At 69.3% G+C, this 19,500-nt stretch carries 15 protein-coding genes; 3 read left to right on the top strand and 12 right to left on the bottom strand.

Annotated features, from left to right (window positions below):
* Positions 1-9: 9 nt before the first annotated feature.
* From C662_RS14515 to C662_RS14475, 9 genes are all read right to left on the bottom strand, one after another.
* A complete protein-coding gene (locus C662_RS14515; RefSeq protein WP_002930617.1) occupies positions 10-1,938 on the bottom strand; it encodes a sigma-54-dependent Fis family transcriptional regulator in 1,929 nt (642 codons plus the stop codon).
* A 229-nt stretch (positions 1,939-2,167) separates the two neighbouring features.
* Positions 2,168-2,782 carry a VOC family protein gene (locus C662_RS14510; RefSeq protein WP_002930615.1) on the bottom strand — a complete coding sequence of 205 codons (615 nt, stop codon included), beginning with the start codon at positions 2,780-2,782 and terminating at the stop codon, positions 2,168-2,170.
* Between the two features lie 67 nt (positions 2,783-2,849).
* The gene (locus C662_RS14505; protein ID WP_002930614.1) at positions 2,850-4,424 is read right to left on the bottom strand and encodes a GMC family oxidoreductase; all 1,575 of its coding nucleotides are present in this window, start codon (positions 4,422-4,424) and stop codon (positions 2,850-2,852) included.
* A gap of 41 nt (positions 4,425-4,465) precedes the next feature.
* On the bottom strand, positions 4,466-5,047 hold the full coding sequence (locus tag C662_RS14500) for a twin-arginine translocation signal domain-containing protein (protein WP_232431674.1): 582 nt from the start codon (positions 5,045-5,047) through the stop codon (positions 4,466-4,468).
* Positions 5,048-5,114: 67 nt separating this feature from the next.
* Positions 5,115-5,885: a lipoate--protein ligase family protein gene (locus tag C662_RS14495; RefSeq protein WP_002930609.1), complete on the bottom strand. Its 771-nt coding sequence runs from the start codon at positions 5,883-5,885 to the stop codon at positions 5,115-5,117.
* Positions 5,885-6,601 carry a dihydrolipoamide acetyltransferase family protein gene (locus C662_RS14490; RefSeq protein ID WP_002930607.1) on the bottom strand — a complete coding sequence of 239 codons (717 nt, stop codon included), beginning with the start codon at positions 6,599-6,601 and terminating at the stop codon, positions 5,885-5,887. The genes C662_RS14495 and C662_RS14490 overlap by 1 nt, the downstream gene beginning before the upstream one ends.
* 3 nt (positions 6,602-6,604) lie before the next feature.
* Entirely contained in the window at positions 6,605-6,850 is a 246-nt protein-coding gene (locus C662_RS14485) for a lipoyl domain-containing protein (RefSeq protein WP_002930606.1), read from the bottom strand.
* Positions 6,851-6,868: 18 nt separating this feature from the next.
* Positions 6,869-7,903, bottom strand: a complete 1,035-nt coding sequence (locus C662_RS14480; protein ID WP_002930605.1) for an alpha-ketoacid dehydrogenase subunit beta — start codon at positions 7,901-7,903, stop codon at positions 6,869-6,871.
* A 16-nt stretch (positions 7,904-7,919) separates the two neighbouring features.
* A complete protein-coding gene (locus C662_RS14475; RefSeq protein ID WP_002930603.1) occupies positions 7,920-8,930 on the bottom strand; it encodes a thiamine pyrophosphate-dependent dehydrogenase E1 component subunit alpha in 1,011 nt (336 codons plus the stop codon).
* Between the two features lie 457 nt (positions 8,931-9,387).
* Here C662_RS14475 and C662_RS14470 point away from each other — a divergent pair, with 457 nt between their 5' ends.
* Positions 9,388-10,275 (top strand): transporter, encoded by an 888-nt coding sequence (locus C662_RS14470; RefSeq protein WP_002930602.1) that lies wholly within the window; start codon positions 9,388-9,390, stop codon positions 10,273-10,275.
* Positions 10,276-10,391: 116 nt separating this feature from the next.
* Here the strand turns inward: C662_RS14470 and C662_RS14465 are convergent, their stop codons facing one another.
* The 3 genes from C662_RS14465 to C662_RS14455 all read right to left on the bottom strand — a co-directional run bounded on the left by C662_RS14465 (position 10,392) and on the right by C662_RS14455 (position 14,822).
* Entirely contained in the window at positions 10,392-10,769 is a 378-nt protein-coding gene (locus C662_RS14465) for a c-type cytochrome (RefSeq protein WP_002930601.1), read from the bottom strand.
* A 98-nt stretch (positions 10,770-10,867) separates the two neighbouring features.
* Positions 10,868-12,856 (bottom strand): pyrroloquinoline quinone-dependent dehydrogenase, encoded by a 1,989-nt coding sequence (locus tag C662_RS14460; protein ID WP_002930600.1) that lies wholly within the window; start codon positions 12,854-12,856, stop codon positions 10,868-10,870.
* A gap of 277 nt (positions 12,857-13,133) precedes the next feature.
* Positions 13,134-14,822, bottom strand: coding sequence for an ATP-binding domain-containing protein (locus tag C662_RS14455; RefSeq protein ID WP_002930599.1), 1,689 nt, complete (start codon positions 14,820-14,822; stop codon positions 13,134-13,136).
* A 447-nt stretch (positions 14,823-15,269) separates the two neighbouring features.
* Between C662_RS14455 and recC the strand changes: the two genes are divergently transcribed.
* Entirely contained in the window at positions 15,270-18,764 is a 3,495-nt protein-coding gene (gene recC / locus C662_RS14450; protein ID WP_002930596.1) for an exodeoxyribonuclease V subunit gamma, read from the top strand.
* Positions 18,765-18,784: 20 nt separating this feature from the next.
* Positions 18,785-19,381: an IMPACT family protein gene (locus tag C662_RS14445; RefSeq protein ID WP_002930595.1), complete on the top strand. Its 597-nt coding sequence runs from the start codon at positions 18,785-18,787 to the stop codon at positions 19,379-19,381.
* Positions 19,382-19,500: the final 119 nt, after the last annotated feature.

Below are 19,500 nucleotides of genomic sequence, written 5' to 3'. Positions count from 1 at the left end.
GGCGCGCGTTCACAGCTGGTTCGGCGGCACGATGCCGAAGCGCTTCATCTGCCGATACACGGTGGCGCGCGCAATGCCGAGCTCTACTGCGGCGGCAGTGACGTTCCAGCGCTGGCGGCGCAGCGCGGCCTCGAGTTCGGCCGCCTCGCCGCGTGTTGCCTCCGGGCCCTCGGTTGCTGCGGGGGCGCGGTGGTCGGCGGACATGAGCTCGGCGGGCAGGTCATCGGTGGTGATCGTTCCGCCATCGCAGACCGCCAGCGCGAAGCGCAGCACGTTGCGCAACTGGCGCACGTTGCCGGGCCAGCTGTAGTCGAGCAAGGCATGGCGAGCGCGTAAGTCGAGGGTGGCGTTGGTGCCGAGTTCGCTGCCCTCGGCCGCCAGCAGGCGCTCGATCAGGTAGTCGAGGTCGCGGCGTTCGCGCAGCGGCGGGAGGTACAGGATGGCCCCGCACAGGCGGTAGTAGAGATCTTCGCGGAAGCTGCCCTCGGCGATCAGTTTGCGCAGGTCGCGGTGCGAGGCGGCGACCACGGTCAGGTTGACGGGTATCGGCTTTTCGGCGCCGAGCGGCAGTATCTCGCGCTCGGCCAGGACCCGCAGCAGTCGGGTCTGCAAGTGCAGCGGCATGTCGCCGATCTCGTCGAGCAGGAGGGTGCCGCCGTCGGCCTGCTGGATGAGGCCGCGCATGCCCTTGCTGCGCCCACCGGTGAAGGTGCCGGCGGTATAGCCGAACAATTCGCTCTCGATCAGCGACTCGGGAATGGCCGCGCAATTGACCGCCACGAAGGGCTTTGCAGCGCGTTCGCTGGACTCGTGCAGCGCCTTGGCGAGGACCTCCTTGCCCGTGCCGGTTTCGCCGTGGACCAGGATGTTGACCGGGCGGTTGACCAGCCTGGAGGCTTGCGCGATCAGGCGCTGCATCTGCGGATCGTCGCCCGCCAGGCGTTCGAGCGCCGGCGCGCGCGCAGCCGCTTCGGTTTCGGTCGACCGTGCCGCACGCGGGGCGATGCGGGGCTGTACGACGGTGCCGTAGTAGACCTCGCCGCTGCCCGTCGACAGCGCGGTGCGGTCCGCGGTGAAGCCGGCCCGGGCAATGCGCCAGATCGAGTCCATGCCCTCGCGGAAGATCTCGCCGAGCGTGCGGCCGACCAGCGCGCCGTCATTGCCGCCGCGCAAGGGGCGCAGCGACTTGCGGGCGCCGCTGTTGGTGCCGACGATGACGCCGTCGGCATCGAAGGCGAGCATGATCTCGCCCGATACATCCACCATCGACCATGCCGAGCCCAGGCGCAGCACCCAGCGGTCGCGGAAGTAGCGCAGGAAGTTGGCGTCCTCGACCATCTGCGCGAACATGGTGGTCATCTGCAGCGCCAGGTGCTGGCTGTCGCGGGGCGAAGGCGAGGTCAGTGCGGAGACGTCGAGCACGCCGAGGAAATCCCCGGTGGGGTCGAACAAGGGGGCGGCGTTGCAGGTCAGCGAGATGTGGGTGGCGTCGAAGTGGTCGGCGTGATGGACCGTGATCGGCGTTTTCTCGACGATGCAGGTTCCCACTGCACAGGTGCCGGCGCGCGCCTCGCTCCAGTCGGCGCCAAGGTAGAGGCCGGACTGCTTGAGTTCGCGCGCCCAGGCGTCGTTGCCGATGAAGTCCACCGCGATGCCGTGGGCGTCGGTCAGCAGCAGCACGTAGCCGATGCCGGCCATGCGCTTGTAGAGCTGCTCCATGCCGGTGCGGGCGACACCGAGGAACTCTTCGATATGGTCCTGGTGTTCGCGCAGGCGCGCATGCTCGATGATATGGGCGCGCGTCGGGCGACAGGGGTCGAGCCCGTAGTCGCGGATGCAGCGTACCCACGAACTCCCGATGCGGTCGGACGGGGGCGCTCCGGTCTGTGATACGGCGAGCACGTGATCAATGTGCTCCCGTTGTGATTGGGCCAGCATCTCGTCTCCTCTTCCGGGCAGTGTCATGCGGGTGCCCGGTGCGGACCATGGTTCGGTCTCTGTGTGTGACGGTACAAGTTACTCCGCCCTTCCCTGCGGCTCAACAGAAAAGGGCGGGGCGGCCTTGACGGCACGCCCCGCAAAACGCCTGGAGGAGGGAGTCAGGCATGGGAAACCGCCGAGCCCGCGGCGCATGGGCGCCCCGGGAGCATGCGGGCTGGGGCGGGAGTCAGCTGGCGGGGAAGCGCGGGTCCCAGAGCTTGCGCTGCAGTGTCTTCTCGTGGGCCATGCCGTTCGGGGCACTCACGAGTTCGAGCTGCAGCCCCCAGGGCGCGAGGAAATAGACCCAGGTTAGCCCGGCCGCAGGGCCTTCGGTGAAGGTGCTCGGCGAGTCGAGCACGCGCACGCCCTTGGCCTTGAGGTAGCTGACGGCCGCATCCATGTCATCGACGTAGAAGGCGAGGTGGTGGCCGCCGATGTCGCTGTTGCGGGGGCCGCGACGGTTCTGGTCGGGGGCGGTGTACTCGAAGACCTCGAGGTTGGTGCCGTTGCCGCAGCGGACCATCTGGAAGTCGCTGATCGTGGCGCGCGGATGCACGTCGAGATGGCGCGCCATCCAGTCGTCGTCGAACTTGAAGGTGCCGAAGGTGAATGAGGGTTCGCAGCCGAGGATGTCGCGGAAGAAGGCGACGGCCTCGTTCATGTTCGGCACCGTGATGCCGATGTGCTGCATGCCGCGCATGCCCGGGATCGGTTCGGCCTGCGCGGGCAGGCTGGCGGCGGCCAGGCCGGCGCTGATCATGGCCGCCGACAGGATGCGGCGAAAGCTGTTTGTCTGGCTCATGGATGTCTCCGTTTCTTGTGGTTGAGGATGTGGCCCCGGCGGTGTGCCCGAGGCTGCACGCTGAGGCTCAGAGTTCGCGGCGCTGCATGGCGTTGGCGATGTGTTCGGCCTGGCGCACCGCCAGCGCGACGATGGTCAGGGTCGGGTTGGCCGCCGAGCTGGAGGTGAACTGGCTGCCGTCGGAGATGAACAGGTTCTTGATGTCGTGGGTCTGGCCCCACTTGTTCACCACGCCGTCGCGGGCGTTGGCGCTCATGCGGTTGGTGCCCATGTTGTGGCTCGCCGGATAGGGCGGCATGTCGATGACGCGGGTCGCCCCCACCGCCTCCGACACCTTGCGCCACGCGGCCAGGCCGTGGCGGCGCATCGCGGCGTCGTTGGTGTGGTCGGTCTTGGTCACGATCGGGATGGGCAGGCCGTACTGGTCCTTCTCGGTCGGGTGCAGGGTGATGCTGTTCTCTTCCTGCGGCATGTCCTCGCCGCACACCCACACGCAGCTCATGTGGTCGTACTGCTCCAGCGCCGAGGTGACCTCGCGTCCCCAGCCGCCCGGCTTCATGAACGCGGCGGTGAAGGGCAGGTGCAGCGCCAGGCCCTCGAGGTGGTAGCCGCCGAGGAAGCCGCGGTCGGGGTTGAGCTGGGCCTCGTCAGAGATCACCGCGGCGATGTCGAAGCCGCGGTACATGTACACCGGCCCCTTGTGGATCGCGATCGCGGCCGCCGTGGTGTGGTTCATGTAGTTCTTGCCGACCTGGCCCGAGGAGTTTGCCAGCCCGTTCGGGAACAGGCTGGAGGCGGAGTTCAGCAGCAGCCGCGGCGATTCGATCGAGTTGCCGGCCACGCACACCACGCGCGCCTTCTGCAGGTGCTGGCGGCCGTCCTTGTCGGCGTAGAGCACGCCGCTGGCCTTGCCGCTCTTGTCGTGCTCGATCCTGAGCACCATGCTCTGCGGGCGCAGCTCGGCATGGCCGGTTTCGATGGCGCGCGGGATTTCCGAGTACAGCGTCGACCACTTGGCGCCGATCTTGCAGCCCTGCATGCAGAAGCCGATCTGCTGACAGGCCGGGCGGCCGTCGTTGGCTCGGGTGTTGGAGGCGACCGGCCGGCTGATGTCCTTGTAGCCGACCTTCTTCGCGCCAGCCGCGATCACCTTGTAGTGGTTGTTCGGCGGCATCTCGGGCAGACCGCTGGCCTTGGTGCCGGCCACGCCCATCTTGCGTTCGGCGATATCGTAGTAGGGCGCGAGCTCCTCGTAGCTGATCGGCCAGTCGAGCACGTTGGCGCCATCGACCGTGCCATAGGTGCTCTTGATGCGGAAATCGTGCGGCAGGAAGCGCAGCGCCAGCCCCGAGAAGTGCATGGTCGAGCCGCCCACGCCCTTGACGATCCAGGCCGGCAGGTTGGGATAGGTGTCGGTGTGATGCCAGCCGCCGGCCGAAATGCGCTTGTCCAGCCACGAGATCTTGTGGAACATCGCCCACTCGTCGTTCTCGAAGTCGTTCTGGGTGTAGTGCTTGCCCGCTTCGAGGATGACGACATTCACCCCGCGTTTGGTCAGTTCGTCGGCCAGTGTGCCGCCGCCAGCGCCCGAGCCGACGATGACCACCACGCTGTCGTCGTCCAGCGAGAATTTCGCGCTCATGATGTGTCTCCTTGGTGTTGTTGTGTGTCAGGGTCGGCGGGTCAGGCTTCGTCCAGCCAGTCGATGTCGTCGAAGCCACGGTTGATGTAGCCGCCCTTTTCCCAGGACGAGCCTTCGTAGCCGAACAGCTGCCACACCGCCTTGTTGTCGTAGAAGCCGGTGACCAGGTGGCCCTTCACCTTCTGGAAGAAGGCGCCGTGCTCGATGACGTAGAGCAGCGTCAGGCGGTCGCTTTCCTTGGGCAGGTCGGTGTAGGCCTTCTTGAAGCGCAGCTTCGCCAGCCGGTCGAGTGCGGCCACGCCCTCGGTCAGCAGGGTCTTGAGCTTTTCGTCCTGCCCGGCCTGCGCCTCCAGGGGCTCGAGCGCCTGCAGGTAGTAGCGGTCCGAGATGCGGTCGTGGGGGAAGATGTCGCGCGCCAGCTGCAGCAGGGTCTTGCCGGTGCTGGCGCCGAGGACCTTGAAGTTGGCGGCCAGCGCCTCGCTGGCCGGCAGCATCAGCGTGGCGGTGCTCAGCGCCCCGACGCCGAGGGCGGCCATGCCGCCACCCTTGAGGAAGCCGCGACGGGAGAAGGTGATGCGCTTTTCGACGACGCGCATCGGTGGGCGTGATGTTGTGTTGCTCATGGTTGTCTCCTTGCTGTTATCGAGGCCTTGCGGCCGGTTCTCTGCGGAATCGGGGGCTGCGGGTGTGTCAGCTGCCGTTCTCCGGCTCGCAATCGCCGAGCACGTCGGTCAGCATCTGCTGCAGGCTGTCGGCCAGGGTTTCGATGTGGATCGAGGTGCCGAGCTGGTCTGCGCATGAGGTGGTGGCGGCATCGAGGCGGGCGACATCGTCGTCGGGGCGCCCGAGTGCACGACACAGCAGCGACCAGTCCGGACGCTGCAGCAGCGTGCCCGTGGTGAGCAGCACGCCCTGCTGGCGGCGCAGCTGGGCCAGGCCGACAAGCTTGCGGCCGCCGGCGATCACCTCCCAGGGCGACAGCCCGCCGAAGCAGGCCCAGGCCAGGGCGGGGTCGGACGGACGACGGGCGAGCTCGTCCGGCGCCAGCGCATGCGCCGCGATGCCGAAGTCGCGCAGCAGGCCGGCGTGGAGGATGCCGAGCCAGCGATAGCTGGTGACGGTGCCGCCGGCCAGCAGGCGGTGCTGCGGTGGCAGCACGATCGACGATGACAGCATCCACGGACCGGTGAGTACGGCGCCGCCGCCGGCACGGCGCTGCACCAGCTCACACTGGGTACGCGCCGCCCGCAGCGCTTCGCCATGCAGCGCCGCCTGAGCGCAGCCGAACACCACGCCGGGTGCCGGGTAGGCCCACACGCGCACCCGTGGCGCCGTCACCGGCGTGGCGAGCTGGCGGGTGTTCCAGTCCTGCTCGGCCGTGGCGCGTACCAGGGTCAGGGCAGTGCCGGCCGCGCCCGGCCGGCGGCGGGTGCTGGAGGAGGCGAGGGCGGCGACGGGCATCAGTCGAACTCCGCCTGTTCCAGCCGGCGCGCGACCTCGCCGAGGAAGAGCGCGGCCGGGTAGCCATCGACCGCGCGGTGGTCGAACACCAGGGTCAGGTTGGCGACCGCCGCGGCGACCACGCTGCCGTCCTTCACCACCGCTTGCTGGCGCGTGCGGCCGACGCCGAGGATGGCGACCTGGGGCGGATTGATGACCGGGCTGAAGCGGTCGACGCAGGTGCCGCCAAGGTTGGTCACGGTGAAGGTGCCGCGCTGGTAGGCCCCGCCCGTGAGCGCGCCGGTGCGCGCGCCTTCGGCGAGCTGGCGGGCCTCTGCCGCCAGTGCGGCCAGCGGCTTGGTGTCGGCCTGACGCACGACCGGCACCATCAGGCCATCGTCGAGGGCGACGGCGATGCCGATGTTGATGTCGTCGACGAGCTCGATTTCCTTTTCGCGCATGAGCGCGTTCAGCCGCGGATGGCTGCGCAGCGCTCGCGACACCGCGTGGATCACCAGGGTGTTCAGGCTGAGCTTCTCGCCGGCCGCCGCGCGCTCGGCGCGCAGGGTTTCGACGCGGCTCAGGTCGACGTCCACCGAGTGCGCCACCCGTGGTGCCTGCCAGCCCTGCGCCATGTTGCGTGCGATCGCGCCGCGCAGGCCGCTGAGCGCGACCGTACGGCGCTCGGCGACCGCGCTGCTTGAGGGGGCGGCGCTCGCCGCCACGCTCGTGGTCATGGCTCAGGCCTCCAGTTGCGCGAGCACCGTGCCGCGGGCGAAGGTGTCCTGCTCGGCGACGTTGAGCCTGACAATGCGGCCCGCTGACGGTGCGAAGATCTCGTGGCTGGTCTTGACCAGCTCAGCCACGCCAAGCACCTGGCCGGCCTCCACGCTGTCGCCTTCCTTGACCTGCCATTCCTGCAGCAGGGCTTCGGTGCCTTCATCGACGTCGGCCCATACCGCGTCGTCGAGGATGATGTCGGTCATGTCTTGTCTCCTGAATGATCAAGCGAGCGTGAAGCGCATCAGGCCGCGCACGCTGGCGACGATGTTGTCCACTTGCGGAATGGCGAACTGCTCGAGCGGACGGCTGAAGGGGATGGGTACGTCGGGTACGGCCAGGCGGCGTACCGGCGCCTTGAGGCGCAAGGTGTCCAGGTTCTCCGCCACCAGCGCGGCGATTTCGCCCGACAGCCCGTAGCTGAGGTAGTCCTCGTCGGCGACCAGCAGGCGGCCCGTTTTCGCCACCGAGGCGAGTACGGCGGCGCGGTCCAGCGGCACCAGGGTGCGCAGGTCGAGCACTTCGGCGGAGATGCCTTCGGCGGCGAGCTGATCGGCAGCCAGCACCGATTTCTGCACCATCTGCGACAGCGTCACGATGGTGACGTCGCTGCCCTCGCGGACGATGCGTGCCTGGCCGAAGGGGATGGTGTATTGCGCTTCGGGGACTTCGTTGGTGCTGCCCTCGAAATAGGACATCCAGCTCAAGCCCATGATGCCCTTGTGATAGAGGAAGACCACCGGGTTGTCGTCGCGGATCGCGGTCGTCATCAGGCCCTTGGCGTCATAGGCGTTTGACGGCACGACGACCTTCAGGCCGGGTACGTGGGCGAAGATCGAGTACAGGCACTGCGAGTGCTGGGCGGCGTCGTTGTAGCCGCCGCCGATGCCGGTGGTGATCACCAGCGGGTACTTGCAGGCGCCGCCCGACATGTAGTGGTTCTTGGCGATGTGGTTGTAGATCTGGTCGAAGCAGACGCCGAAGAAATCGACGAACATCAGCTCCGAGATCGGGCGCAGGCCTTCGGCCGCGGCACCCAGGGCGGCGCCCATGAAGCCGGTCTCCGAGATCGGCGTGTCCATCACGCGCTCGGGGCCGAACTGGTCGAGCAACCCGGTGGTGGCGCTGAAGATGCCGCCGTACTTGCCGACGTCCTCGCCCATGACGAAGACGCGGTCGTCGCGCGCCATCTCCTGCGCAGTGGCCTCGGCGATCGCCTGCGCCATGGTCAGGCGGCGGGTGGTGGTGGTCGTGCTCATCTTGGTCTCCTCGTTCTCAGTCGGCGAACACGTGCAGCAGCGCGTCTTCGGGCGCGGGGTAGGGGCTGTTGCGGCCGAAGTCGTAGGCCGCCTGGACGCGCGCCGAGATGCGCGTGCGCAGTGCGGCATCGGCCTCGTCGTCGAGCAGGTCGCGCTGGCGCAGCAGGGTGGCGAGCGCGGGGATGGGGTCGTGCTGGCGCAGGGTCTTCGCTTCGTCCTTGGGACGGTAGGTCTCCGGGTCGCCCTGGAAGTGGCCGAAGTAGCGGTCGGTGTTGACCTCGATCAGGGTGGGGCCCTCGCCGCGCCGGGCACGCGCCACCGCTGCGCCGGCGGCTTCGAACACCGCCAGTGCGTCGTTTCTTTCCACCAGCACGCCCGGCATGCCGTAGGCGGCGGCGCGATCGGCATTGGAGGCGATGGCGGTGGAGGCGGACTTCTCCACCGAGATGCCGTACTTGTTGTCCTCGACCACGAACACCACCGGCAGCTTCCACAGTGCGGCCAGGTTCAGCGCCTCGTGGAAGGCGCCCTGGTTGGCTGCGCCCTCGCCGAAGAAGGCGATCGCCACCGCGTCGGTGCCGAGCTTCTTCGCCGCCAGTGCGGCACCGCAGGCCTGCGGGGCGCCGGCACCGACGATGCCGCTGCAGGAGAACTTCACCGCGGGGTCGAACAGGTGCATGTGGCCGCCCTTGCCGCGACCCAGGCCGGTGACCTTGCCGAACATCTCGGCGGTCATCGCGTTCAGATCGACGTCCTTGGCGATCGCAAAGTGGTGCGGGCGGTGTGCCCCGACCACGGTGTCGTCGCGGCGCAGGTGGGCGCACACGCCCACGGCCACGGGTTCCTGGCCGGCGGCAAGGTGCATCTCGCCCGGCACAGGGCCGGCGCCGATGTCGAAGGCCAGGCCCTTCTGGATCTTGGGCGGGAGCTTGCCTTCGAGATAGACCTTGACCATGGTCTCCTCGTACTCCCGGATCTCGATCATTTTTTCGTACATCCACAGCAGTTGTTCGCTTGTCGCATCCATCGCTGCAAAGCCTCCTCGTCGATTGGGTCGTCTGGTCGCGCGCTGGTCGGGAAGCGGTTGCGGTCGTGCTGTCCGTGCTCGCTTCGCATTGCCATCGCGTCTGGGGCTTGCTTTGCAACTTCGGTGCCACCACCGTGCCGAGTTGCATCGAAAGGTATAAAAACGTATTTGAAACAGAGGCTTGGTTGTTTTTCGAAGCGACTTTCAGGGGCGCCAGAGGGGCCGCGACAAGGGGCTGGCTGTCGCAGCGGAGGCGACACATGTCGCACGCCGGATGCAACAGATGCGACTGCGCTGCGACTGCTCGGGATGGCTAAGGTGTTGATTAATATGGGGTGGCTGGCATGGCACCGAACGTGCAATGGCATGGGCTCGGGGCGGGGCGTCCAGGCGGTGTCCTGGGCAGGCCCTGCGACCCCGATTTCATCCATTTGAACGAGAAGAAAAGGAGACACCCATGCTCAGGAACCATCGCTCGCGACAAGGCGCATCCAAGTGCGCGCTACCGCTGCTCACCGTCTGTGCAGCGCTTGCTGCACCCGTGACGGCGCAGGCCCAGGTCACGCTGGACGTGATCGGTCCGCACGAGTACGACCTGCCGGTCGGCTTCGAGCCGTTCAACGTGTTCGTGCAGTACGCCACCTTCCAGAACGGTGCGCGGGTGTGGGATGGCAGCGGCGACGACCGCCGCGCGGCAGCGAAGACGAGGACCATCGTCGGCCTGTCCAAGTACGTGCGCTTCTGGTCGCCCGAGTCGAACCCGAATATCGGCCTGGCCTACGAGGTGATCCTGCCCGAGGTCGGTGTACGCAATGACGCGACCAACAGCTCCGCAAGCGGCATCGGCGATCCGCTGACCGGTCCGGCGATCTGGTACAAGCCGACGCCGAATTCGACGCTCGGGTTCCAGACCTTCTTCCAGGTGCCGGTGGGCAACCAGGATGTTGGCGGCGGTGACGGATGGAAGAACCTGTCGAGCCTGTTCTGGGACGTGCAGTTCGAGCGCGTCAGTTACACCGCCGATGCCGGTTTCGTGTTCTTCGGCAAGTCGACGGCTGCAGATGCTCGTCCGGCCACCCTGTTCCATACCAACCACCGGCTGGGATACAAGCTCAGCGACGCGGTCCAGCCTTTCATCGCGCTCGACTACGAGCGCCAGGGGCGCTGGACCAACCGCGCCACCGGGGCGGAGGTGGCCGCCAGCCACGAGACGACCGCCGGTATCGGTGTGATGTTCAGCTACTACGGCAACCAGTCGATCACCGTGCGCTACTCGCGCGGTGTCAGCGGTGAATCGCACGGCCTGACCGACAGCTTCAACCTCAAGTACGCCTACGCCTGGTGAGTCGGGCGGTCACCGCAGCTGCGGTGACCCGCTGCAATGAAGAACGCCGCCGGGCCCTGCGACCGGCGGCGTTCTTCTTGTGCCCTACACGCAGGGCAGGCGGTGTGCGCAAGGGCTCACCACTTGCCGAGCGACTTAAGGTAGGCCACCAGTTCCCAGATTTCCTCGGGCGAGAACACATCGCCCCAGGGCGGCATCGGGGTGGCGCCACGACCGCCGTCCCTGATTGTGTTGTAGACGTACTCGGGGTCCAGGCCCTGGCGGTCGATGAACAGGGCGGGCTCGTGGCCATGACAGAAATCGGCGCAGCCGGACTGGTAGCGGGCCTTGCCGGCGGCGATCCGTGCGCTGTCATCGAGCTTGAAGGGCGGGCCGCCCGCGGCCTCGACGACCACTTCCTCGGCAGCAGGCGCTTCCGGCAATACGGCATTGAAGGCGAGCACCGACGTGGTGATCAGCGCCAGGGCAATGGGGGTCAGGTGGTATGTCTTCATGATCTTGGAGTCTCGTTGCTGTATGCGAACGGCAGCGTCCGCTTGACAGGACCGCCTCCGGGGCGGCGCGGCAATGCCGCGGCCCCGGAGGCGTACGGTCAGTTGACCTGGACTGCGACCAGCTCGGCGGGCAGCCCGGCCCCGCCGATCGGCACGACGACGTACTGCTTGTCGCCGGCGCGATAGGTCATCAGCGCACCGAACGCGGCGCCCGGCAGGCGCAGCTCCGAGATCAGCTCACCCGAGCGCGCGTCGTGTGCATACAGGTAGGGCTCCTTCTCGTCGGCATTGGCTTGGGTGATCAGGGCGTTGCCGCGCGAGGACAGGCCGATCACGCCATGAGTCCCTTCCGGGGCGAGGAACAGCACCTCGTCGGTGAGCGCGATGAAGCTCTCGCGCGGGACGCCGACACGGCCGAGGTTGAGGTCCTTGATCGCCGGGTGGTCGACCGGGCCCTTGCCTGCGGGAATGCGCCACAGGTGCTTGCCGGTGTTCATGTCGATCGCGGTCACGGTCGAGAACGGCGGCTTGAACAGCGGCAGGCCCTGCGGGCCGCCGACCCCGGCCCAGGTGCCGGTGTAGTCGTAGACGCTGGCGTTCTCCTTCTTGATCTTGATGCCGAACGGGATCGTGAACGAGGGCACGTACAGCACGTTGGTGTTCGGATTGTGCGCAGCGCCCGCCCAGCTTGCGCCGCCGAGTACGCCCGGTACCTGCAGGGTGCCGGCCTTGTCGAGCGTGGGCGGGGTGTACAAGGGCCCATAGTTGTAGCGCGCCAGGATCTTCCTGGCCTCTTCCTTGAGCTGGGGCGTGAGGTCGATCAGGTCGTCCTCGGTCACCCCCTGCTGGACGAAGGGCGCCGGCACGGTCGGGTGCGGTTGAGTCGCGGCCGAGCGTTCCCCGGGTACGGTGGACTGCGGTACTGCGCGGTCCTCGATCGGCCACACGGGCTTGCCGGTGGCGCGGTCGAAGGTGAACACGAAGCCCTGCTTGGTGACCTGGGCCACGGCCTTGATCTTCTTGCCGTTGACGGTGAGATCCATCAGGTTGGGGGCGGTCGGCAGGTCGTAGTCCCACAACCCGTGGCGCACCATCTGGTAGTACCAGGCGAGCTTGCCCGACTTGGCGTCGACCGCCACCAGCGACTCTCCGAACAGGCCGTCGCCCTTGCGGTGGCCGCCGTAGAAGTCGTTGGTCGGGGTCGAGAACGGCAGGTAGACCAGGCCGAGCTCTTCGTCGCAGCCGGGGCGTGCCCACATGTTGCCCGAGCCCGTGGTCTTCCACGACTCGTCTTCCCAGGTCTCGTTGCCTGGCTGCCCCTTCTGCGGCGGCTGCTCGAAGATCCACACGCGCTTTCCGGTGCGTACGTCGAAGGCCTGCACGTCGCCGGGCGGGTGGTACTTCATCGGCTGGCGGCCGATGGCGAAGGAGTCGAGCACCGCGATGCTGGGCACCACGGTGTCGCCGCACACGATGGGGGGCGAGGTGACCGCGATGAGGGAGCGGTCGACCCGACGGCGCATGCCTTTGGTCAGGTCGACACGCCCTTGTTCGCCCCAGGACTCGATCGGCTTGCCGGTCGTGGCGTTGAGGGCGATCAGGTAGCCGTCGCCGGTGCCGACGATGATGCGCTTGTCGTCGCCGTCGGCCCAGTAGGTCAGACCACGGTTGATGAAACCGAGGTTGGGCGGGGTGCCATCCTTGTAGGCCTCGGGGTCGTAGGACCACAGCGTCTTGCCGGTTTCGCCGTCGATTGCCGACACCGTGCTCATCGGCGAGGTGGAATACAGGATGCCGTCGATCGCCAGCGGCGTGGACTCGTTGACCCAGGTGCGCAGCTCGGCGTTGTCGGCGGCGATCGCGTTGTCGGGCATGGCCCAGCGCCACGCGACCTTCATCGACTTCACGCTCTCGGTGGTGACGCTCTTGCTGGGCAGATAGCGCGAGCCGGCCTTGTCGCCGGTGTACTCGGTCCAGTTGCCATCGTCGGCGGCAAACGCCGTGCTCATCGCCGCGAGCAGTGCGGTGACGCACAGTGCGCTGCGGGTGGCCTGCGGCCTGCCGCGCTTGGTTGTCGACGGTTTCATGTCCTTGTCTCCTTTCTGGTTCGTATGGCGCGCATGGACTGAGCGCGCGTTGCGTAGTGGACGTGCAGCAGCCGGAGGCCGGCCTGCCGCAGAAAGGACAGCAAGGACGGTGCCACTAATTGAAGTGATTGTTTTGTGTGGAAAAATTGGCCGTGCGCAGCCCGAGTGGGGGTGGCGGCCGAGACAGCTGTCGCGTGGCGCCTGCGACAGCTGCGACAGGCGTCTCAGCGCCCGGGTCTTGGCGGGCCCTGCGTGAAGTCGGCGCGTGTGCGCCTTGTCAGTGCTTGTGCTCGGGGTCCGCCAGCAGCCCAGCGGCGCGCGCCGATGCCACCAGGATCAGCTTCATCGTCGCTCGCGTCGCACCCACGAAGAGCTTGCGCATGGTGAGCTCGTCCATCCCGTCCGCGCGCGGCTCGAAGTCGATCTCGGTGAAGATGATGCAGGGCGCGGACTGGCCCTTGAAGCGGTACACAGAGTCGATCAGCAGCTCGCCCTGCGAGTGCTCCGGCTCGCCGAGCAGGTCGTAGCGGCCGGTGAAGGCGCGCAGGCGGTGGGGGCCGAGGTGCTCCAGCGGCGTGAAGCGCGAGTGCTCGCGGCCGCGGAAGGTGAGCAGCACGATCATGTCGCGCCGAAAGCCGAGTCCGAGCGCGCGCGTGATTGCGCGCTTGGTGGCCTCCAGCATGCCGGCCTCGTCGTGCCAGGCGAGCAGTTCGGGCTCGCTGTCGGCCACCGGGCTGCCGGCGCGGATGGGGGCGGGCAGGGGCAGGCGGGCGTTGAGCAAGGCGAGCACGTCGGCCGGGGTGCGGTAGTTGGTGTCGGCGCTCAGCCCGACCCAGCCCGGCAGGGTCACGGCCGGGCGGTCGTAGAGGTTCTGCAGCGGGTCTTCCAGCCACCACGCCCGCCCGCCCGGCTTGAGCAGCGCGAGCAGGGTGTCGCGCCAGGCCTCCATGAAGTCCTGGCCCTCGTCGATGATGAGCTCGTCGAACTGCCACCGGGGGTCGGGCTGTCCGCTGGCCGGGGCGGCCACCAGGGCGGCGAAGTCCGCCTCCATGCGGCGGAAGGCGCCGGGAGCGCCGAAGCGCGGCGGGCGGCCGGCGTCGCGCAGGCGGCGGTCGCAGAGCTGGTGGTAGGTGGCAATCTCGCCGCCGGCGGGGGCGATGCGGGCGAAGTGGTCGGCCAGCGGGCGGTTGTAGCAGACGTAGAGCGGGCGCCGGCCGGCGGCGAGCGCATCGGTGTAGGCGGCGAGCGCAAGCTGGGTCTTGCCGCTACCGGCGGTGGCGGTCACGCGCAGGCGGTGCGGGCTCATGTCGATGCGGCGCGCCCATTCGGTGAGCCCGCCCGACAGCCGCGTGCTCAGCTCATCCACCTGGCCGATGTGCGACTGCACGTCGGGCACCAGCTCAAGCAGGTCGGCGAAGAAGCGGTGCAGGGCCTGCTGGCGGGCAGGGTCGGCGGGCGCCGCGCCGTCGGTGTCGCCGGTGAGGGCGCGGATGGTGGCGACCAGCTGCTCGCGCCGCGGCGCGTCTACGATGCGCGCCGGGTCGAGGCCGGCGGTGCCGGGCTGGCGCACGGTGTAGTCGGGGCAGTAGAGCAGCACGTCGAGCATTGGCTCGGCGCCGCCCAGCGCCGGGCGCAGGCGCGCGCGCAGGGCATCGGCCTGGCGTGCGAGATCCACGCTGATGTTGCGTTCGCGTCGCCGCCCCGGGCGCAGCAGGCCGTGCTCGGCCTCGTCGAGGAAGCCGGCCTGCTGTTCGATGAGCAGGATGCGCCCGCCCGGGCCGAGGACGACGAAGCCGATGTCGCCGAACACCGCCGCGCTGCCCTCGGCCCGCGTCCAGTGCAGGCCGTGGTAGATCGTAGTGTCGGCTGGCAGCGCGCCCGCCAGCAGCGCGAGCGTCTGCAGCTCGCGGGCGCGGGCGCCGCTGGCGGGCAGCAGGCGCCAGCCTTCGGGGTGGGTCTTGGCCATGGCGGTGGGCAGGTGGACGATGAACAGCGGCCAGTTTACACATTCGCAGGCGAGTGCCTGTGCGCGAGCTTTTGGGGCCGGCCCGGGGCATGTCACCTTCGACCCCTCGCGGCTGGCACCGCGCCTACGGCGGGAACAGACACCGCGACGCCCCCCGGTAGGAGCGGCGCAAGCCGCGAGCTTTTCATCGCACCCACCCGACGCCCGTCGCCTTTGACCCCTCGCGGCTGGCGCCGCTCCTACGGCAATCCCATGCGCCGCCGTTCGCAGTGGGAGCGGCGCGAGCCGCGAGCTTTTTGGGTCCAGCCCGGGGGCATGTCGCCTTCGACCCCTCGCGGCTGGCGCCGCGCCTACGGCAATCCCCTGCGCCGCCGCGGGCTGTGACGTGATGCGTTATCCTGCTGTGCTTGTCGTGTCGCCCTGCCGGCGCCCCTGCGGAACTCCTGCATGCTGTCCCTGAGCTTTTCCAACCGCTTCGAGATCCTCCTCGACGATCTCCTCGAACGTCTCGCCGACGAGCAGCCCGGCCCCTTCGGCGAGCGCGAGGTGGTCGTGCCGAGCGCCGCGCTGCGCCGTCGGCTCGAGCTGGCGGTGGCCGATCGCGAGGGCGTGAGCGCCAACCTGCGCTGCGACTTTCTTGCCCAGTGGCTGTGGCAGCAGATCGGCCGCGTCGTGCCCGAGGTGCCGGCGCGCTCGCCCTTCTCGCCTGCGCTACTGGCCTGGCGCATCCACGGCCTGCTCGATGCAGGCGCGGCCGAAGGCGCCTGGCTGGGCGAGCATCCGCGCCTGGCGCACTACCTCGCCGGGGCTGACGCGCGCATGCGCTTCGAGCTCGCCGAGCGCATCGCGCGCGTGTTCGACCACTACCTCACCTATCGGCCGCAGTGGCTGGCGCGCTGGAGCGAGGGCCGGGGCAGCGTGCTGGAGGCGGACGCGAGCGCTGCCGCGCGTGCCGACGAAGCCTGGCAGGCCGCGCTGTGGCGCCGCATTCGCGAGGCCATGGGGCTGCGCAGCGAGCACCCGGCGACCGCCTTCCTGCGCGCGGTGACGGCGATGGATCATGATGCGCTCACCGCCACCGGCCTGCCGCGCAGCGTGCATGTGTTCGGCCTGCCGGCGCTGCCACCGCTCTACCTCGACATGCTGCGCGAACTGGCGCGGGTGGTCGATGTGCGTCTGTACGTGCTCAACCCCTGCCGCGAGTTCTGGTTCGACATCGTCGATGCACGCCGCCTGTCCTGGCTCGCCACCCGCCAGCAGGACCTGTTCTTCGAGACCGGCAACCGCCTGCTCGCTGCCTGGGGCAAGCAGACCCGCGCCCACATCGGCCTGCTGTTCGAGGGCGAGCATGTGCTCGAGGAGGAAGCCTTGTTCGCGCCGCACCCCGGCCGCCACCTGCTCGCCCGCGTGCATAACGCCATCCTCGACCTGCAGGAGCTGCCGCCCGCCGGGGTCAGGCTGGCCGCCGCCGACCGCAGCATCGAGGTGCATGTCTGCCACTCGCGCACGCGCGAGCTCGAGGTGCTGCACGACCGCCTGCTCGGCCTGTTCAAGGCGCACGAGGGCACGCCGGACGCGCTCACCCCGGCCGATGTGGTGGTGCTCACTCCCGACCTGGAGGCGAGCGCACCGATCATCGAGGCGGTGTTCGGCACCGCCCCGCCAGCGCGTCGCATCCCTTGGCGCATCACCGGCCTGGGCGGCACTCGCGACAACCCGGTGGCCCAGGTGCTCGACCGCATGCTTGGCCTGGCCGCCAGCCGTTTTCCCGCCACCCAGGTGTTCGATCTGCTGCAGCAGGCCCCGGTCGCCGCCCTCCATGGCCTGGACGACACGGCGCTCGAGACCCTTCACGACTGGCTGCGTGCCGCTGGCGTGCGCTGGGGCCTGGATGCGGGCGCGGTGCACGCGGCGCTGGGGCAGGCGGAGGGCGAGCCGGCCGGCCTGCCACATACGCTGGAGGAGGGCCTGCACCGCCTGTTCCTCGCCTGGGCTGCGGGCGAGGCCGCGCAGCACGCGTCCTTTGCCGGGCGCATCGGCGCCGCCGCGCCCGAGGGCCAGGCGGCGCTCGCGCTTGGACGCTTCTGGCGTTACGCCGAGAGCCTGCGCAGCCTGCGCGCGCGCCTGCTCCAAGCGCATGACGCCGAGGGCTGGCGCGCGCTGCTCAACGAGGTGCTCGACCGCCTGGTCGGCGACGCCGCCGCGTGGGCGGACGAACTGCGCGAGTTGCGCGCCGCCATCGCCCAGCTCGCCGACAACATGGCGGCAGGCGGTTGCACGGACGCGCAGGGGCTGGCGGTGATCCGCCCCGCGCTCGCGGCCCTGCTCGATGACCCGGCGCGCGGTGGCGTGCCCGGCGGCACGCTCACCTTCTCCGCGCTGTCCTCGCTGCGCGGGCTGCCCTACCGCGTGGTGTGCGTGATCGGGCTCGATCACGGCCTCTTCCCCGGCAGCGATCGTGCCGCCGAGTTCGACCTCATGGCGGCCCGCCCCCAGGCCGGCGACCGCCAGCGCAGGCTGGACGAGCGCAACCTCTTCCTCGATGTGCTGCTGTCCGCGCGCGAGGCACTGCACCTGTCCTACGTCGGGCGCAGCGTGCGCGACGGCAGCGAATTGCGCCCCTCGGTGCTGGTCGATGAGTTGCTCGACGTGCTCGCCGAGGCCACCGCGAGCAGCGCCACCGACCCCGAGGCGCTTGCCGCGGCACGTCAGCGCCTGTGCGTGGCGCATCCGTTGCAGGCTTTCGCCCCCGAGTACTTTCTGGCCGCCGAGCGCGGCGATGCGCGCCTGACAAGCTTCAACGAAGACTACGCCGAGGCCCTCGCCGCCCGCCTCGGGGCTGCTGCCGATGAGCGAACCGGGTACGTGGGCGCAAGCGGCGCGGCCGTCGAGGCGGCGGAAGATGCGATGGAGGCGGTGGAGGGTGCGGATGACGGTCCGCTTGCCGTAGACGCCGCGCCCTTCTTCGATCACCCGCTGCCACCGCCCGGGCCGGAGTGGCGCACGCCCACGCTCGAGCGCCTTGTGCGCTTCTTCCGCAACCCCTGCCGCGCCCTGCTGCGAGAGCGCCTCGGACTCGACCTGCCCGAAGCCGATGCCGAGCTGGAGGACACCGAGCGCTTCGTGCCCGACCTGCCTGCGCGCTGGGCGTTGGCCGAGCGTCTGATGCCGGTGCTGCTTGACGCTCAGGCTGATGAGTGCGACTCGGCACTGAGGGGCGCCGGCGAGGGCGCTGGGCGCGATGACGCGGTGCTTGCGCAGCTGGCGCGCGCCGGTGGCGAGTTCCCGCGCGGTGCCATGGGCGAGGCGGCACTGGCCGCCGAGCTGGCCGCGATGCGCGAATTTGCAGCCCGCCTGGCCGCGGCCCGGCACGTCCCGGCGCTTGAGGCCGCAAGCTGCCAGATCGCGTTCGAGCTCGACGGCGAGGCGTGGACGCTGGGTGCCGTGCTCGGCGAACTGCGTCCCGAGGGCATGCTGCGCTGGCGCTATGCCGACGCCGGCGCCAGCCACTACCTCGAGGCCTGGATCGCCCACCTGATGCTGTGCGCCGCCAGCCCGGCCGGCGTCGAGCGCCGTACCCGGGTGATGCTGCGCGACGCCGACTTCACTTTCGCAGCGCTGTCGCGCGCCCAGGCGCATGACTTGCTTGCCGAACTGCTGGCGCTCTACCGCGAGGGCCTCACGCAGCCGCTCCACTTCTTCCCCAAGTCGGCCTGGGCCTGTGTTTCCAACGACGGTAATCCGCGCAAAGCGCACGACAAATGGACGGGCGGCCAGCGCCCGCAGTTCGGCGAAGGCCGCGACCCAGCCTACCGCCTGGCGCTGCGCGGCGTCGAGCAGCCGCTGGACGCGCGCTTCTTCACGCTCGCGCAACGGGTCTTCGGCCCTGTGCTTGAGCACCTGCAGGAGGCCGGCACCGAGGGCGCGGCGCCGCCCGCCTGAACGACCAGGATCGCTGCCCGATGCCGCTCATCCTCGCCGCCCCCGTCCATAGCGAGCTGATCATCAAGAAGAGTCGCTTCATCGGCTGCGTGCAGCCGATGGCCGATCGTGCCGGCGCGCAGAGGGTGGTGGCCGAGCTGTGGGCCCGGCATCCGGGCGCGCGCCACGTGTGCTGGGCCTTGCTCGCCGGCGGCCAGTCGGCGGCGGTCGATGACGGCGAGCCCAGCGGCACCGCCGGCCGTCCGATGCTCGACGTGTTGCGCCACCAGGACCTGGAAGGTGTGCTCGCTACCGTGGTGCGCTACTTCGGTGGCGTCAAGCTCGGCGCCGGCGGCCTGGTGCGCGCCTACACCGACGCCGTGGCCCAGGCCCTGCTGCAGGCCGAGAAGGTGCCGATCGTGTGCTTGCAGACCCTGGCTTGCGTCGTGCCCTATGCGCTCGAAGGCCTGCTGCGGCGCGAACTCGATGCCGCTGGCGCGAACCTGCTGAGGGTGGCGCATGGGCAGGCCGTGGAGCTGCACTTCAGCCTGCCCGAAGAGGCCGCCGCCGCGCTGCAGGCGCGCCTGGCCGAGGCGGGTCAGGGGCGTCTGGCCTGGCTGGATGAGGCCGGTGGATGAGACTCCACGACGGGGCGCCGCGGTGTCCGTTCCCGCCGTAGGAGCGGCGCCAGCCGCGAGGGGTTGAAGGCGACGAGCGTCGGGTGGGTGCGATGAAAAGCTCGCGGCTTGCGCCGCTC

The organism is Thauera sp. 28 (assembly GCF_000310145.2).
GTDB lineage: Bacteria > Pseudomonadota > Gammaproteobacteria > Burkholderiales > Rhodocyclaceae > Thauera > Thauera mechernichensis.
This window is presented reverse-complemented; position numbering and strand designations above follow the sequence as displayed.

What these genes read in the sequence shown, in the direction of transcription:
- C662_RS14475 (WP_002930603.1), bottom strand. Translation starts at nt 8,930, where the DNA reads ATGGATGCGACAAGCGAACAACTGCTGTGGATGTACGAAAAAATGATC.
- C662_RS14480 (WP_002930605.1), bottom strand. Translation starts at nt 7,903, where the DNA reads ATGAGCACGACCACCACCACCCGCCGCCTGACCATGGCGCAGGCGATC.
- C662_RS14485 (WP_002930606.1), bottom strand. Translation starts at nt 6,850, where the DNA reads ATGACCGACATCATCCTCGACGACGCGGTATGGGCCGACGTCGATGAA.
- C662_RS14505 (WP_002930614.1), bottom strand. Translation starts at nt 4,424, where the DNA reads ATGAGCGCGAAATTCTCGCTGGACGACGACAGCGTGGTGGTCATCGTC.
- C662_RS14445 (WP_002930595.1), top strand. Translation starts at nt 18,785, where the DNA reads ATGCCGCTCATCCTCGCCGCCCCCGTCCATAGCGAGCTGATCATCAAG.
- recC (WP_002930596.1), top strand. Translation starts at nt 15,270, where the DNA reads ATGCTGTCCCTGAGCTTTTCCAACCGCTTCGAGATCCTCCTCGACGAT.
- C662_RS14495 (WP_002930609.1), bottom strand. Translation starts at nt 5,885, where the DNA reads ATGCCCGTCGCCGCCCTCGCCTCCTCCAGCACCCGCCGCCGGCCGGGC.
- C662_RS14510 (WP_002930615.1), bottom strand. Translation starts at nt 2,782, where the DNA reads ATGAGCCAGACAAACAGCTTTCGCCGCATCCTGTCGGCGGCCATGATC.
- C662_RS14455 (WP_002930599.1), bottom strand. Translation starts at nt 14,822, where the DNA reads ATGGCCAAGACCCACCCCGAAGGCTGGCGCCTGCTGCCCGCCAGCGGC.
- C662_RS14500 (WP_232431674.1), bottom strand. Translation starts at nt 5,047, where the DNA reads ATGAGCAACACAACATCACGCCCACCGATGCGCGTCGTCGAAAAGCGC.
- C662_RS14490 (WP_002930607.1), bottom strand. Translation starts at nt 6,601, where the DNA reads ATGACCACGAGCGTGGCGGCGAGCGCCGCCCCCTCAAGCAGCGCGGTC.
- C662_RS14470 (WP_002930602.1), top strand. Translation starts at nt 9,388, where the DNA reads ATGCTCAGGAACCATCGCTCGCGACAAGGCGCATCCAAGTGCGCGCTA.
- C662_RS14465 (WP_002930601.1), bottom strand. Translation starts at nt 10,769, where the DNA reads ATGAAGACATACCACCTGACCCCCATTGCCCTGGCGCTGATCACCACG.
- C662_RS14460 (WP_002930600.1), bottom strand. Translation starts at nt 12,856, where the DNA reads ATGAAACCGTCGACAACCAAGCGCGGCAGGCCGCAGGCCACCCGCAGC.
- C662_RS14515 (WP_002930617.1), bottom strand. Translation starts at nt 1,938, where the DNA reads ATGCTGGCCCAATCACAACGGGAGCACATTGATCACGTGCTCGCCGTA.